This is a genomic window from Pseudomonas sp. 7-41 (assembly GCF_021233075.1).
GTDB lineage: Bacteria > Pseudomonadota > Gammaproteobacteria > Pseudomonadales > Pseudomonadaceae > Aquipseudomonas > Aquipseudomonas veronii.
On the sequence record NZ_CP089551.1, the window covers coordinates 4,382,773 to 4,397,100 of the forward strand.

Below are 14,328 nucleotides of genomic sequence, written 5' to 3' on the forward strand. Positions count from 1 at the left end.
GCCAATGCGTTGGCTGTCAACATCTTCATGTTGCCTGCAGCCGTAAAAAAAACGCGCCAACTCCGTATCGGTGATGGCGCGTGGGCTGACGCAATGACCCAGGCAAACGCCTGGTCAGATCGACACGGCACTCAGGTCCAGGCGCCCGTCCTTGAGCGGCGGGCACCAGTAATAGCCGCCGGTCAACGGTGTGCTGATGCGGTACAGGCCGTCGACGATGCCGTCTTCCAACCCGCTCATGCGGCGCAGTTGCGCTTCAAACGCATCGAAGGAATGCCCGAACGCGAGGAACATCAAGCCAGCCTGGCCGTTTTCTGCCCAGGGCATCGAGCGGCGCACCACGAACGCTTCCGGGGTGAAGCTTTCCTGAGCGGTGCGTTTGGTGTGGGCGGACTCGGGCGCGTCCTCCAGTTCTTCGTTGTCGCCGTGGCGGCGGCCGATGATGTGGTCGCGTTCCTGGGCAGGCAACGCGGCGAAACCATCGAGGTCGTGCTGCCATTGCTGGATCGCGGCGAAGCTGGCGCCGCTGTCGGTCAGCGCGGCTTCGACGGCGGCATCGTCGTGGGGGTTTTCGGTGCCGTCTTCGTAATCGGTCAGGTCAAAACCGCTCTTGTAGCGGAAGCCTTCAGTCGACTGCACCAGGCGGAACGCCGGGGCCAGGGCTTTCTCCAGCGCGCGGCTGCGCAAGAGCAATTCGCCGCGATCCACGCCATGCAGCCACACCCACAATGCTTGCTGCGTGGAGGGGTTGTGCGCGCCCGGCGCGCTGACCGCTGGGAATGCGCGCAGCCCTTCGATCTGCGCGCCCAGTGCGTTGACCAGCGGCTCACCCAGACCGACCACTGCGGCCGAATCCGCCCACTGCACCAATGCGTTCAACGCAGCAGGTACAGCGGCCAGGGAGTCCACGGCAAAAAACAGATGGCGTGCCTGTAAAGGCACCGGTGCGGCAAGAATGCCCGGCTGGTACTGACTCATGTGAACTCCTTCAAGAAAGCCTCGCAGTTTACCCGCCATGTGCAGCCGTGCGTACAAGAAAGCGCGCAAGCCTTGCCACAGAACCCGTTGTTGGGTGACTCTCTAGTCATGTTTTGCAACTATTTCAGGGGTAGCGACATGACCACCGATAACCTGCTCGCCCAGCTGTTTCCTTCCTGCGCCGCCGATATTCCCGAGCAATTCCGCCTGGGAGCGCCCATCGAACAGCGCGATTACCTGGTCGACGGCCAGTTGCGGGTGTGGAACGGCCCCTTGGCCCAAGTCCTCAGCCCGGTGCAACTGGGCGACGAGCGCGTACAAATCGGCAGCACGCCGCTGCTGGATGCCGACACCGCCCTCAGCGCCCTCGACGCCGCCGTGCGCGCCTATGACCGTGGCCAGGGGGAATGGCCGACGATGCGCGTGGTCGACCGCATCCGCCACGTCGAAGCGTTTTTGCGGCGCATGCGCGAACAGCGTGATGCGGTGGTCAAGCTGCTGATGTGGGAAATCGGCAAGAACCTCAAGGACTCGCAGAAAGAGTTCGACCGCACCTGCGACTACATCACCGACACCATCAATGCCCTCAAGGAGCTCGACCGCCGCAGCAGCCGCTTCGAGCTGGAACAGGACACCCTCGGCCAGATCCGCCGCGTACCGATGGGCGTGGCGCTGTGCATGGGGCCGTACAACTACCCGCTGAACGAGACGTTTACCACGCTGATCCCGGCGCTGATCATGGGCAACACCGTGGTGTTCAAGCCGGCCAAGCTCGGCGTGCTGTTGATCCGCCCGCTGCTGGAGGCATTCCGCGACAGCTTCCCGGCCGGGGTGATCAACGTGATCTATGGCAGCGGCCGCGAAACCGTCAGCGCGCTGATGGCCAGCGGCAAGATCGATATTTTCGCGTTCATCGGCACCAACAAGGCCGCCAGCGACCTGAAAAAACTGCACCCGCGCCCGCACCGCCTGCGCGCAGCCCTGGGCCTGGACGCGAAAAACCCTGGCATCGTGCTGCCCCAGGTCGACCTGGACAACGCCGTCAGCGAAGCGGTCACCGGCTCGCTGTCGTTCAACGGCCAGCGCTGCACCGCGTTGAAAATCCTGTTTGTGCATGAAGACGTGGTCGACAGTTTCATCCAGAAATTCAACGCCAAGTTGGCGACCTTGAAGCCCGGCATGCCGTGGGACGACGGCGTGGCGCTGACGCCGCTGCCGGAAGTGGGCAAGGTCGATTACCTCAAGGCACTGGTGGCCGATGCAGCCCAACACGGCGCCCGCGTGATGAATGCCCATGGCGGCGTCAGTCGCGGTTCGTTCTTCTACCCGGCGGTGCTGTACCCGGTCAACCCGCAGATGCGCGTGTACCACGAGGAACAGTTCGGCCCGGTGGTGCCGATCGTGCCCTACCGTGACCTGGAGACCGTGATCGATTACGTACTGGAATCGGATTTCGGCCAGCAACTGAGCCTGTTCGGCACCGACCCGGCCGAAATCGGACGGCTGGTGGACACCTTCGCCAATCAGGTCGGCCGCATCAATATCAACGCCCAGTGCCAGCGCGGCCCGGACACCTTCCCCTTCAACGGCCGCAAGAACTCGGCCGAAGGCACACTGTCGGTACATGACGCCTTGCGTGTGTTCTCGATCCGCACCCTGGTGGCGACCAAGTTCCAGGACAGCAACAAGGCACTGCTCAGCGAGATCCTGCACAACCGCAACTCGAGCTTCTTGACCACTGACTACATTTTCTAGAGGACGCCTCGCCGTTGATTAACCTGCACTTGCCTGTATTTGCCCGGCGCCTGTTGCGCCCGCTGCTCGACCCTTACCGCCGCTATCGCCATGCCAAGCTGATCCACGCCGTGCGCGTGTCCATCGGCTTGCTGGCGACGATCCTGCTGACCACCGGCATCAACCTGCCCCACGGCGAGTGGGCGTCGGTGACCATGCTGGTGGTGATCGGCGGCCTGCAGCACCACGGCAATATCGGCAAGAAAGCCATGGAACGCGCCTACGGCACACTGATCGGCGCCAGCGTCGGCTTGCTGCTGGTGGTGCAGGAGACGTATGTGGGGCAGCCGCTGCTGACCTACTTGTTGATGTCGGTGGTGTGCGGGTTCTTCTCGTATCACGCCATCGGCAAGGGCGGATACACCGCCTTGTTGTCGGCGATCACCGTGTTTATCGTCGCCGGGCATGGTGACAATCCGCTGTCGGACGGGCTGTGGCGCACGGTCGATATCCTGATCGGTATTGCGTTGGCCCTGGCGTTTTCCTTCGCCTTGCCGCTGTATGCCGTGTACTCCTGGCGCTACAACCTGGCCAGTGCCTTGCGCGACTGTGCCGCGATCTATAACCGCATCATCAGCGGTCAATCGGTCACTGATGACGAACACCTCAAACTGCTCAGCCGCGTGAATACAGCGATGCTGCAACTGCGTTCGTTGATGCCTTCGGTGTCCAAGGAGGTACGGATCTCCATGACCCAGCTGGACACGATCCAGCGGCATTTGCGCATGTGCATCAGCACCCTGGAGATTCTGGGCAACACCCGGCCAGACCCTCGCGACGAACAGGCAATGGCGCGGATGCAGGTGATGTTGAAGGGCGAGCATCGGCAGATTCGCGTGCAATTGGTGGGCATGGCGCGCGCGCTGAGGTCGGGCGTGACACCACGGTTGGAGCGGCCGAGCCAGGCCACGGCTACCGAGCCGACATTGGATGCGCCGGTCTACAGTGCGTTGGATGGGTATCGGTTGCTGACCGTGCAATTGGCGGCAAATGTGGATGAGATGCGCCAGCAGTTGGCCAAAAGTGCTGGCCGCTGGAAGATCTGAACCTGAGGGCATTTAGCGCGTTTACCTGCGCCAACACATTCACACTTCTTCTTACATATTTTTCACGACTTATTCACATCGCGGGACGTAGGGTGAAGCCTCATCCGTTACAAACGTTGCACATCAAGCCCGCCGCCCCAGCGGGCTTTTTTTTGTCCCGGATTCGAGCTAGCGCGCCACCTTGCCGGCGGGCGCGGACGCTTGCTCGCGAATGGCGCGCTGGGTATCGAGCACCTTGGCCAACGCCACTTGCGCCTCGGGGCTTTGCTGCGGCACGCGAATCGCCGCCGAGACCAGCGTGATCAACTTGGCCATTACTTCGGCATCCGTGGCCGGGCGGCCCAGGCTCATGGAGTTCATCAGCAGGCGCAGTTCGGTGCCGGCCATCACACCGGAAATCGCCTTGAGGGCAAATTGCAGGCGTACCCCCAGTTCGTTGCGCGGCAAGTCCGGCAAGGCCAGGGCGAAGGCTTCGAAGAAGCGCTGGAACACCGGCTGGTAATGGACCTTGAGGTATTCCTGGATAAACGGCGAGGTGTCGCTGTAGACCCGCCCCAGGAAACGAATGAACGAACGCCCTTCCCCACTCGCCGGGTCGCTGCGCTCCAGGCCCATGGCCGGGGCGAACAGCACGCCGAGCAGCGTGTCGCAATCGAGGGGGCCGTCGGATTCGGCTTCGCAGCGTGCCAGCAGTTCCAGGCGCTGCTCGTTGAGCGGCTCCAGGCGCTGCATCAGCAGGGTTTTCATCAGGGCGTCCTTGTCCCCGAAGTGATAGTTCACGGCAGCCAGGTTCACCTGGGCACGCTCGGTAATCTGCCGCAACAAAACAGCGTCATACCCGTATTTGATGAAGAGAGCCTCTGTCGCATCCAGCAATCGAGTCTTGGTAACGTTTGGAGAACTGACTTTCTTCACGACCATAAAAGTTCCACGCGGGAAATATTGTTTTAAAAATAAATTTGATTTTTTATACCGGGGCCACCGCTCGAAAGCAAGTAGTGACACTGCGCCATATCAGCGCAAGCCTTGGCAGACGGGCCCGTCGAGGCTGACCAAAGGATTTTTGCGCGGTGGGTTTTGCCCCCGGTGCATTTATTTCAAAGGGTAAAAACCCTCTACAACGATGGCTGGCGGAGCCGGTTGAACGCGGTTAGTATTCAAAGAATATTTTAAAAACAAGAAATCAAACCAGTCCGTGACGTGTCCCAGGCAGCTCCCGAACTTGTTACAAATTTTTACCGGGGCAGCACGGCAGCGTCGAGACTGCAGGCGTAGTCATGATGACAGATACCCCCGCGCACCCAGGCTTGATCTCCCTGCAAGGCATCGGCAAACGCTATCAGCTCGCCGGACAGCACCTGTCCATCCTCAATGATGTGTGCCTGTCCGTCGCCCGCGGTGACAGCTGCGGCATCCTCGGCGCCTCCGGCTCCGGCAAAAGTACCCTGCTCAACATCCTCGGCCTGCTGGATCTGCCCAACTGCGGCCAGTACCGCTTTGCCGGCCACGACATTTTCAGCGCCAGCCCGGATGAACTGGCGGCGATCCGCAACCAGCAGATCGGCTTCGTGTTCCAGAGTTTCAACCTGCTGCCGCGCCTCAGCGCATTGGACAATGTCGCCCTGCCCCTGAGTTATCGCGGCGTGTCGCGCCACGAGTCGGTGGAGCAGGCCCTGCGCATGCTCGAACAAGTCGGCCTGGCCGAGCGCGCGCACCATCGCCCCGCCGACCTCTCCGGCGGCCAGCGCCAACGTGTGGCGATTGCGCGGGCGCTGGTGGGCAAGCCCTCGGTCATCCTGGCCGACGAACCCACCGGCAACCTCGACAGCAGCACCGCCCAGGACATCATGGACCTGCTCCTGGCGCTGAACCGCGAGCAGCAGGTCACGCTGATCATCGTCACCCACGACGCGCACATCGCCGAACGCCTGGAGCGCAAGATCCTGGTGCGCAACGGCGTGGTGCATGAGGCCGGGCGCCCATGAGCCTGCGGGTCGAGCAGAGCCTGAGCCAATTGCTGCATGAAGCGTTCGTCAGCCTGCGCACCCTGGGCAAGCGCTCGATCCTCGCGCTGCTGGGCATCGTGATCGGCAGTTCGTCGGTGGTGGCGCTGATCAATATCGGGCATAACGCGGCGGTGGATGCCGCGCTGATTTTCAAGGACATGGGCACCGACACCCTGGTCGCGCAGTTTCCGCCCAAAGCCGACAGCAGCGCACCGATGCGTGCCCGCCTCGACCTCGACGCCGTGCGCCAGGCCGTGCCCGGGATCGCGCACATCGGCGCGCTGAGCCTGTTCAGCGGCCCCATCGTGTTCCAGGGCCGCAGCGTCAACGCCAACTTCGTCGGCAGCACAGCGGATATCCCCGCGGCCCTGCGCCTGGCGCTGCGCGAGGGGCGCTTCCTGTCGGCGTTCGATGCCAACGAAACCTACGGCGTGATCGGCGACCAGATCGCCCAGGCCCTTGGCACCCCCGGCGCGCCGTTAAAGCTGGGCGACCGCGTGCGTATCAACGACTACCTGTTCCAGGTGGTCGGCATCCTGCACCACCAGCCCCGGGCGATGCTGATGCCGGTGCAGGCCAACGAATCGCTGTTCATTCCCGCCGACGGCATGCGCCGCATCTACGCCAGCCCGCAAATCGGCAACGTGATCATCCGCGCCGCGCCGGGCCAGGACATGGAACGCATCGCCCGGGACGCCGCCGCCGCGCTGCAACGCCAATTGACCGAGCACAGCGTCGACATCACGGTGCCCCAGCAAATGATCGACGGCATGACCCGGCAGAGCCGCACCTTCGCCTACCTGCTGCTGGCCCTGGGCGCGATCTCGCTGGTGGGCGGCGGTGTCGGGGTGATGAACGTGATGCTGATGAACGTCTCCGAACGCCGCCGCGAGATCGGCATTCGCATGGCGCTCGGCGCACGCCAGCGGGATATCCGCAACCTGTTCCTGCTCGAAGCCATCACCCTCACCGCCGTCGGCGCGCTGTGCGGCGCGGTGCTCGGCATGACCGCCGCGTGGCTCTACGCCTGGCTGTCGGGCTGGGCCTTCGCCCTGGCGGTCGCCGCCCTGCCCCTGGGGGTGGGCAGCACCTTGCTGGTGGGGTTGTTCTTCGGCATTTACCCGGCGGTCTCGGCCTCGCGGTTGCAGCCGGTGGAGGCGTTGCGCGATGAATAAACGCCTGCTGCTGCTCCTGGCGCTGATCAGCCTGCCGAGTGTCGCCGCCGATATGCTGATCCGGCCCACGGCGCCCAGCACCACGCGCAGTGGCTATGATCGCGGCGTCTCGCTGAATGCCCAGGTCACCGCCATCACCCTGGGCGACGCGGTGTACCTGGGCCTGCGCAACAATCCGGCGATTCGCAGCGCCTACCTGCAGCGGGTCGCGCAGAAATTCGACCTGCGCGTGGCCGAAGACGTGTTCAACCCCAAGCTCACCCTCAACAGCTATTACCGCAGCTCCCGCGGTTCCGCCGACAATGCACGCAATACCAACGTGGCCCCTGCCACCAGCCTGCTGGGCGAGTACGGCACGCGCCTGAGCATGGCCTGGACCCAGCAACTGAATAACGCCAACCGGGCCGGTCGCTACCGCAGCGACGGCCTCGACCTGGCGCTCATCCAACCGCTGATGCGCGGCGCCGGCTGGGACGCGACCACCGCGCCGCTGCGCCTGTCGCGCCTGTCGGAGCAGGCCAACCGCCTGAACCTCAAGGCCACAGTGGCACAAACCATCAGCCAGATCATCGCCACCTACCGCGAGTTGCTGCGCGCCCAGGAGCAACTGAGCATCGTCCAGGACGCGCTGAAACGCGCCAACACCTTGCTGGAAGTCAACAAGGCGCTGATCAGCGCCGGGCGCATGGCCGAGTTCGAGATCGTGCAGACCGAAGCCGATATCGCCACCCAGCAACTGGGCGTGGAAGAAGCGCAGAACCAACTCGACACCAGCCGCCTGGCCTTGCTGCGCCTGCTGGCCCTCGACCTGTCGACGCCGATCCGCGCCACCGAAGCCCTGGAGGCCAAGCCCATGCAGATCGACAAACGCGAGGCCTTCAACCTGGCGCAGAACCAGCAACCGGAGTACCTCGCCACCCTGCTCGGCAGCCAGCAGGCCGACCTCAACCTGGTGATCGCCAAAGACTCCGGGCGCTGGCAAGTGGACCTGGTGGCCGGGGCGAACCAGATACGCAACAACTACGACAACGACACCGGCAGCGGCAACAACCGCAGTTGGGACAGCTACGCCGGGGTGCAGGTGCAAATCCCCATCGGCGACATCAGCACGCGCCAGGCCGAAGTGCGCGCACGGGTGAATGTGGAGGATCAGGCCATCCGCATCACCGACGCCCGCCAGGAACTGGAACGCAGCGTGAACAACGTGGTGCGCGACCTCGGCACGCGCTGGCGCCAGTACGAAATCTCCCAGCGCGCCGTGGAATTGTCGCGGCGCAAGATCGAGATCGAACGCGAAAAACTCAGCGCCGGGCGCTCCACCAACTTCCAGGTGCTGAGTTTCGAGACCGACCTGCGCAACGCCGAAAACACGCAGCTCAATGCGCTGATCGCTTATTTGAACGCCCAGACCCAGCTCGATCTGACCCTGGGCATGACGCTGGAAAGCTGGGAAATCGCCCTCAATGACTACTAACCAAAAACGCCTGCTGGCGGCTGGATTGATCGTGCTGCTGGCGGCCGCCGGCGTTGCGGTGCAAAGCCATCGCAGCGCCGCCGACCCGATCCTCCCGACCGAACAGTGGCTGGCGGTGACGCCTGGCGCGCTGGTGCATCAGATCGGCCTGGTGGGCAAGATCGAGCCCGACACCACCCTCACCCTCACCGCGCCGTTCGACGGCAATGTGCAGGCCAACCTGGTGGAGCAAGGCCAACGCGTCGACGCCGGGCAAGTGTTGCTGCGCATGGACCCGGCCCTGCTCGAAGTGCAACTGCGCGATGCACTGTCCGCGCAACTCAAGGCCCGGCGCACCGTGCAGGAAATGCAAGACTGGGACAGCAGCCCCACCGTCAGCCGTGCACGCCGCAGCCTGCGCACCGCGCAAATGAGCGCCGACAACACCCAGCGCAAACTCACCGAAAGTGAAAACCTGTTTCAGCGCGGCATCATCCCGCGCAACGAACTGGACGACCTCAAGCAACAGACCCAGCAGCAACAACTGGACCTGATCGCCGCACGCGATGAACTGCAACAGGCACTGGAGCAAGGCAAGGGCGAATACCGACAGATCGCCGAGATGGAGCTGACCAATGCCACGGTGAAGTACGACGCGCTCTACCGACAGCTCGAAGACAAGGAGGTCAAGGCGCCCTTCTCCGGCATCGTGGTGCCCGCACCCGGAAGCAGCAACGCGGCAGCAGGCGCTGGCAACACCAACGCCCCGGTGCAGGCCGGCAGCAAGGTCAGCCAGGGCCAGGTGCTGTTCGGCCTGGCCAATATCGAACGGCTGAAAATCGTCGCCAGGGTCTCCGAGCTGGACATCAACCAACTGCACCAGGGCCAGGCGGTGGAAGTGATGGGCGATGGCTTCGACGGCGAACGGTTGAGCGGCTCGGTGAGTGTGGTCAGCGGCTTGGCGATTGCCGGCGATACCCAGGGCAGCGCGCAGTTCCCGGTAACCCTGTCGATCCCCAGGCTGACCCCGCAGCAACTGCAGCGGGTACGGCTGGGGATGAGTGCGCGACTGACCATCGTCACTTACAACAACGCGCAGGCGATCGTGATTCCGAGCCAGGCGATCCAGCCGGACATGACCGTCGAATATCGGCCGACGATGGACCAGCCGGTGGAACGCGTGACCGTGACCACCGGGCAATCGACGCCGCAGGGTGTCGAGGTATTTGGCCTAAAACCCGGTTTTGTGAAGACCCCTAGGTAGAGGAAGTTGCCCCCTCCCACCTTTAGATCATTGTCAGCTTCAACGCCAGCGCCTTGGCCTGAAGCGCCACATCGGTCACTGCCGTGCTCTCCCACCACATCCCGCGCAGCGGCGGGCCCATGGCGAACAGGCGCCGGCTGGCCTGGCCCTGGGCATCCAGCACCGCCCCCGAGGCATCCGCTGCGATCCCCAGCGCCAGCGGCCCGGGCTGGATCAACCCGCGTTTGAGCAACTGCTGGGGCAACGGCCGGGCTACGCGGCGCCAGTCGTATTCGATGCCGCTGGAATTGATCAGTGCCGCGCCCGCAACCTGGGTGATCGCTTGCTCGCCACGGTAACGCAAGCGGATGCTGACGCCGTTGACCGCAGGCGCCAAGCCCTTGAACGACGCCGCGCGAATGCGCAAGCGCCCTTCCTCATGCAGACGCGCCACCAACTGCGCACTCAGCGGCGGCGAACGGTGGTGATGACTTTCCCACCACGGCCGCACATGCCGCACGAACTGGCGCTTCTCGCGCTCGCTGGCCTGGCTCCACAAACGGCCGATATGCGCGCGCACGGTGTCCAGCGGCGCCTGCCAATCGATGCCCTGCGCCGTCGCGATGCGACACTGCCGACGCACCTCGCGCAGCAACTGCCGAGGGCTACGCAGGCGGTGGTCGGCGGCGAGAAAATCGTCCCAGCCCGGTGGCTGTCGACGCACATGGGGCAGCAGGCCGTGGCGCGAGAACACCTCGATCGGGCCCCGGTGCCCAGCCTGTTCCAGGGACACCACGGCATCGACCATGGTCAGCCCGGAACCGATGATCAGCACCGTCGCGCGCGGGTCGAGTTGGCTCATGGCCTGCACGTCCCACGGGTCGACTGCGGCGGCGTTCAAACCGCTGGATTCGGTCTGCGGCGTGCGCGCCGCCGGGAACATGCCGGTCGCCAACACCGCCTGGGCGCCGCGCAGTTGCTGGCCGTTATCCAGGGTCAGCAGCGTCGAGGCGGGGTCCACTTGCAGGTCGACCACTTCGGCGCGGATATGCTCGACGGTAGACGTCGACAGCGCCTTGGCCTCGGCCAAGCGTTGCTGCGCGTACAACCCGAACATCCCGCGCGGCGGGAACAGCTCGCTGATCGGCACATGCTGCTGGTCCGACTCCGGCCAGCCGCCAGCGCCGATGTAGTCGGTGAGCCATTGGGTCAGGTCGTCGGCGTTGTCCGGGTCGACACTCATGCGCGCCGCATTGCCGTTCAAGGTATGGCCCAGCTCGACCGCACTGTAGGCCTCGCCGCGGCCAAGTTCGGCGCGCGGTTCGATCACCAGGATCTGCCGCGAGCCGGGCAGGCGCAGCAGTTGCACGGCCAGCATCGTACCGCTCAGGCCGCCGCCGATGATCAGGACATCGGCGTTGCGGATGGATTCAGTCATGCCTGTTCGCCTTTACTGTTTACCCAGATAGATGTCATGCAAATCGCCCCGCGCCAACAGTTCAGCGGCGCTGCCGCTCAAGACCACGCGGCCAGTATCCAGCACGTAGCCGTGGGACGCATAGTTGAGCGCGACGTTGATGTTCTGCTCGGCGATCAGGAAGCTCACCTGCTGCTCGCGGTTGAGCTGCGCGACGATCTCGAATATCTCCTGCACGATCATAGGCGCCAAACCCATGGACGGCTCGTCGAGCAGTACCAAAGTAGGACGGGTCATCAACGCCCGGCCGATGGCGACCATCTGCTGCTCGCCGCCGGAGGTGAGGCCGGCGCGGGTGTGGCGCTTGGTCTTGAGCCTGGGGAACCAGGCGTAGATGCGTTCCAGATCGGCCTCCATGGCCCTGCGGCTCAGGCGGCGCACGAAGCCGCCGCTGCGCAGGTTGTCTTCCACCGTGAGCTGGCCGAACACATGGCGACCTTCGAGTACATGCACCATGCCCTGGCGCACCCGTTGGCTGGGGTCGACGCCGGCCAGGTCATGGCCGGCGTATTCGATCACGCCACGGCTGACTTCGGCACGCTCGGCGCGCACCAGCCCGGAGATCGCCTTGAGCGTGGTGCTCTTGCCGGCGCCATTGGCGCCGAGCAGGGCGACGATCGCGCCCTTGGGCACGCTCAGCGACACCCCGGCCACGGCGAGGATCGCACCATCGTAGATCACTTCGATGTCGTTGACCGTCAGCAGCGCGGCGTGTGCGGATTCACTGGCAGGTAGGCTCATGGTTTATTCATCTCCGGTGCAGGTGCGTGGCGTCAGGCCTTTTTCCTTGGCGAACGCGGCGGACTTTTCGTCGATCAGCGGGCGCAACAGCGCGCGGTCGGCGGCGATCCAGTCGCTGACCAGCGTCCAGTTGGCGCCGTCCCACTGCTGCACCCGCGCCGAGCCGCCACCTTCGTGGTCACGGCACGACAACTTGAGGTTCTGCATCAGGCCCAGGTAGCCCATGGCCTTGAGGCGCGCGTCGTCGATATTCAGGTGCTCCAGGCCCCAGCGGCCTTCTTCGCCATTGAGCGGGCGCTGGCCGAATTTGGCCTGGGCGGTGCGGATCGCTTCCACCGCCACGGCGGCGTTCACCAGGCCTGAGTTGTAGTAGACGCTGCCGAAGTTTTTCAGGTCCTTGAGGTCGCTGTGGCCCTTGTCGAGGACGTATTGCTTGAGGCGCTTGTGGATCTCGAAATCGGCGCCGGCCGGGTATGGGGTGAGCGCCAGGTAGCCTTTGGCAGCGGTGCCGGCAGGCAATACGTCTTCGCTGGAACTGGCCCAGATATCGCCGATGATATGGTCGACCGGGAAGCCAAAGCGTGCCGCGGTTTTCACCGCGACCGGCGTGGACACGCCCCACGTGCGCAGGAACACCCAGTCCGGGTTGGCCTGGCGCACCTGGCGCCATTGCGCGGACTGTTCGTTGCCCGGGTCGGCCACCGGAATCTGGATATTCTCGAAGCCGTACTGCTCGGCGAGCAGCTTCAGCGGGCCGAGGGTTTCGCGACCGTAGGCCGAGTCGTGGTAGACCGTGGCGATCTTTTTGCCCTTGAGTTTGTCGAAACCGCCTTCGCGCTGGGCGATGTAGTTCACCAGGCTCGACGCCTCGCTGTAGAAGGTCAGCATCACCGGGAAGTTGTACGGGAACACGGTGCCGTCGGTGGCTTCGGTGCGGCCGTAACCGAGGGTGATCAACGGGATCTTGTCCACCTCGGCGCGCTCGCTCAGGGCGTAGGCCGCCGGTGCGCCATTAGGCTGGTAGACCGCGACCGGCGCGCCATCCAGGCCGTTCTTGAAGCGCTCGTAGCACTCGATGCCCTTCTCTGCCGTCCATTCGGTCTCGCATTCCTGCCACACCAGTTTTACGCCATTGATGCCGCCTTCGACCTCGTTGATATAACGCAGGTAGTCGATCATCCCGGCCCACACCTGCACGCCGCTGGAGGCATAGGCGCCGACGCGGTAGGTGGCCAACGGAAAGAACTGCTGGTCGGCCGAAGCCACGGCCTGGGGCACTGCAGCGGCCAGGGTGGCCAGCGCGAAGGCGGCGCCGGCCAGGGAACGTTTCAAGGATGCACGCATGGGAGTTCTCATAGAGGTCAAAACCGTAGGGGCCACTGACGCAGCCGATCGCGAAAGTTGTGCAACAGACGAATCAAGCCCTCGGGTTCCTTGATCAGGAACACGATGATCAGCACGCCAAAGATGATTTTCTGCAGGTTCTGCAATTGCCCCGCATCCACCGAACCGCCGAACAGCGCCTGCCCGGCATGGCTGAGGAAGATCGGCAGCAAGCTGATAAACGCCGCGCCGACGAAGTTGCCGGCGATGCTGCCCATGCCACCGATAATGATGATGAACAGAATCTGGAACGAGCGATTGATATCGAAGCTGCTCGCGCTGGCCGTGCCCAGGTAGGCAAAGGCCCACAGCGCGCCGGCGATGCCCAGGTAGAACGAGCTGACCGCAAACGCCAGGCGCTTGTAGCGCACCACCGGGATGCCGACCACGGCGGCGGCGGTGTCCATGTCGCGGATCGCCATCCAGTTGCGCCCCACCTGGCTGCGCACCAGGTTGACGGCGGTCCAGGTCAACAGCAGCACGGTCAGCAACGTCAGCCAGTAACGGCCCAGCGGCGTGTTGAGGTCATAACCGAGCAACGCCAGCTTCGGCGCGGAGATGGTGCCGGACGAGCCGTAGTTGTAGAACCAGGGGAATTTGACGAACAGCCACTCGAGGAAAAACTGCGCGGCCAGGGTGGTGACCATCAGGTAGAAGCCCTTGATCCGCGAGCTGGGCAGGCCGAACAGCAAGCCGACCAGCGCGCTGATAATGCCGCCGCCGAGCAACGCCACCGGCAAGCCCAGCTCCGGCAGGCGCAGCAGAAAGCCGTAGGTGGCAAACGCACCGACCGCCATGAAGCCGGCCGCGCCCACCGAGGTCTGCCCGGTGTAGCCGGTCAACAGGTTCAGGCCCAGCCCGGCCAGGGACAGCACCAGGAACGGGATCAGGATCGCATTGAGCCAATAATCATTGCCCCACAGCGGCACTACGACAAACGCCAGCGCCAACAGGCCGAGCAGGCCCCAGGGCACACGCCGCTGAATCAGCCGCAATGGCGCGGTTTCTTGCACAACAGGGATCGACATGGTT

The 14,328-nt window shown here is 64.1% G+C and carries 12 protein-coding genes; 6 read left to right on the plus strand and 6 right to left on the minus strand.

The window, feature by feature from the left end; genetic code table 11:
• Positions 1 to 114 precede the first annotated feature (114 nt).
• Positions 115 to 978 (minus strand): Dyp-type peroxidase, encoded by an 864-nt coding sequence (locus LQ249_RS19665; RefSeq protein ID WP_017848073.1) that lies wholly within the window; start codon positions 976 to 978, stop codon positions 115 to 117.
• A 138-nt stretch (positions 979 to 1,116) separates the two neighbouring features.
• On the opposite strand from LQ249_RS19665, the gene LQ249_RS19670 reads away from it, so the two are divergent.
• Positions 1,117 to 2,733, plus strand: coding sequence for an NADP-dependent glyceraldehyde-3-phosphate dehydrogenase (locus LQ249_RS19670; RefSeq protein ID WP_017848074.1), 1,617 nt, complete (start codon positions 1,117 to 1,119; stop codon positions 2,731 to 2,733).
• A 23-nt stretch (positions 2,734 to 2,756) separates the two neighbouring features.
• The gene (locus tag LQ249_RS19675) at positions 2,757 to 3,818 is read left to right on the plus strand and encodes an FUSC family protein (RefSeq protein ID WP_057004491.1); all 1,062 of its coding nucleotides are present in this window, start codon (positions 2,757 to 2,759) and stop codon (positions 3,816 to 3,818) included.
• A 168-nt stretch (positions 3,819 to 3,986) separates the two neighbouring features.
• Here LQ249_RS19675 and LQ249_RS19680 read toward each other — a convergent pair whose 3' ends face one another.
• Entirely contained in the window at positions 3,987 to 4,739 is a 753-nt protein-coding gene (locus tag LQ249_RS19680; RefSeq protein ID WP_017848076.1) for a TetR/AcrR family transcriptional regulator, read from the minus strand.
• Positions 4,740 to 5,095: 356 nt separating this feature from the next.
• Between LQ249_RS19680 and LQ249_RS19685 the strand changes: the two genes are divergently transcribed.
• The 4 genes from LQ249_RS19685 to LQ249_RS19700 are packed head-to-tail and all read left to right on the plus strand — an operon-like array spanning position 5,096 to position 9,716.
• A complete protein-coding gene (locus LQ249_RS19685) occupies positions 5,096 to 5,803 on the plus strand; it encodes an ABC transporter ATP-binding protein (RefSeq protein ID WP_057004427.1) in 708 nt (235 codons plus the stop codon).
• Complete coding sequence (locus LQ249_RS19690) at positions 5,800 to 6,999, plus strand: ABC transporter permease (RefSeq protein WP_232565823.1); 1,200 nt, start codon at positions 5,800 to 5,802, stop codon at positions 6,997 to 6,999. The genes LQ249_RS19685 and LQ249_RS19690 overlap by 4 nt, the downstream gene beginning before the upstream one ends.
• Complete coding sequence (locus LQ249_RS19695; RefSeq protein WP_046382896.1) at positions 6,992 to 8,473, plus strand: TolC family protein; 1,482 nt, start codon at positions 6,992 to 6,994, stop codon at positions 8,471 to 8,473. The genes LQ249_RS19690 and LQ249_RS19695 overlap by 8 nt, the downstream gene beginning before the upstream one ends.
• The gene (locus LQ249_RS19700) at positions 8,463 to 9,716 is read left to right on the plus strand and encodes an efflux RND transporter periplasmic adaptor subunit (RefSeq protein WP_079444198.1); all 1,254 of its coding nucleotides are present in this window, start codon (positions 8,463 to 8,465) and stop codon (positions 9,714 to 9,716) included. Before LQ249_RS19695 ends, LQ249_RS19700 begins: the two co-directional genes overlap by 11 nt.
• A 22-nt stretch (positions 9,717 to 9,738) precedes the next feature.
• On the opposite strand, the gene LQ249_RS19705 is transcribed toward LQ249_RS19700, so the two are convergent.
• Genes LQ249_RS19705 through LQ249_RS19720 form a run of 4 tightly spaced genes read right to left on the minus strand, consistent with a single transcriptional unit; the run spans position 9,739 to position 14,324 of the window.
• Positions 9,739 to 11,133, minus strand: coding sequence for an FAD/NAD(P)-binding protein (locus tag LQ249_RS19705; RefSeq protein WP_201021183.1), 1,395 nt, complete (start codon positions 11,131 to 11,133; stop codon positions 9,739 to 9,741).
• Between the two features lie 12 nt (positions 11,134 to 11,145).
• Positions 11,146 to 11,913 carry an ABC transporter ATP-binding protein gene (locus LQ249_RS19710; protein WP_046382893.1) on the minus strand — a complete coding sequence of 256 codons (768 nt, stop codon included), beginning with the start codon at positions 11,911 to 11,913 and terminating at the stop codon, positions 11,146 to 11,148.
• A 3-nt stretch (positions 11,914 to 11,916) separates the two neighbouring features.
• The gene (locus LQ249_RS19715) at positions 11,917 to 13,257 is read right to left on the minus strand and encodes an ABC transporter substrate-binding protein (protein ID WP_046382892.1); all 1,341 of its coding nucleotides are present in this window, start codon (positions 13,255 to 13,257) and stop codon (positions 11,917 to 11,919) included.
• Positions 13,258 to 13,274: 17 nt separating this feature from the next.
• Positions 13,275 to 14,324: a branched-chain amino acid ABC transporter permease gene (locus tag LQ249_RS19720; RefSeq protein WP_108525093.1), complete on the minus strand. Its 1,050-nt coding sequence runs from the start codon at positions 14,322 to 14,324 to the stop codon at positions 13,275 to 13,277.
• Positions 14,325 to 14,328 lie beyond the last annotated feature (4 nt).

What these genes read in the sequence shown, in the direction of transcription:
- LQ249_RS19665 (WP_017848073.1), bottom strand. Translation starts at nt 978, where the DNA reads ATGAGTCAGTACCAGCCGGGCATTCTTGCCGCACCGGTGCCTTTACAG.
- LQ249_RS19670 (WP_017848074.1), top strand. Translation starts at nt 1,117, where the DNA reads ATGACCACCGATAACCTGCTCGCCCAGCTGTTTCCTTCCTGCGCCGCC.
- LQ249_RS19680 (WP_017848076.1), bottom strand. Translation starts at nt 4,739, where the DNA reads ATGGTCGTGAAGAAAGTCAGTTCTCCAAACGTTACCAAGACTCGATTG.
- LQ249_RS19685 (WP_057004427.1), top strand. Translation starts at nt 5,096, where the DNA reads ATGATGACAGATACCCCCGCGCACCCAGGCTTGATCTCCCTGCAAGGC.
- LQ249_RS19690 (WP_232565823.1), top strand. Translation starts at nt 5,800, where the DNA reads ATGAGCCTGCGGGTCGAGCAGAGCCTGAGCCAATTGCTGCATGAAGCG.
- LQ249_RS19695 (WP_046382896.1), top strand. Translation starts at nt 6,992, where the DNA reads ATGAATAAACGCCTGCTGCTGCTCCTGGCGCTGATCAGCCTGCCGAGT.
- LQ249_RS19700 (WP_079444198.1), top strand. Translation starts at nt 8,463, where the DNA reads ATGACTACTAACCAAAAACGCCTGCTGGCGGCTGGATTGATCGTGCTG.
- LQ249_RS19705 (WP_201021183.1), bottom strand. Translation starts at nt 11,133, where the DNA reads ATGACTGAATCCATCCGCAACGCCGATGTCCTGATCATCGGCGGCGGC.
- LQ249_RS19710 (WP_046382893.1), bottom strand. Translation starts at nt 11,913, where the DNA reads ATGAGCCTACCTGCCAGTGAATCCGCACACGCCGCGCTGCTGACGGTC.
- LQ249_RS19715 (WP_046382892.1), bottom strand. Translation starts at nt 13,257, where the DNA reads ATGCGTGCATCCTTGAAACGTTCCCTGGCCGGCGCCGCCTTCGCGCTG.
- LQ249_RS19720 (WP_108525093.1), bottom strand. Translation starts at nt 14,324, where the DNA reads ATGTCGATCCCTGTTGTGCAAGAAACCGCGCCATTGCGGCTGATTCAG.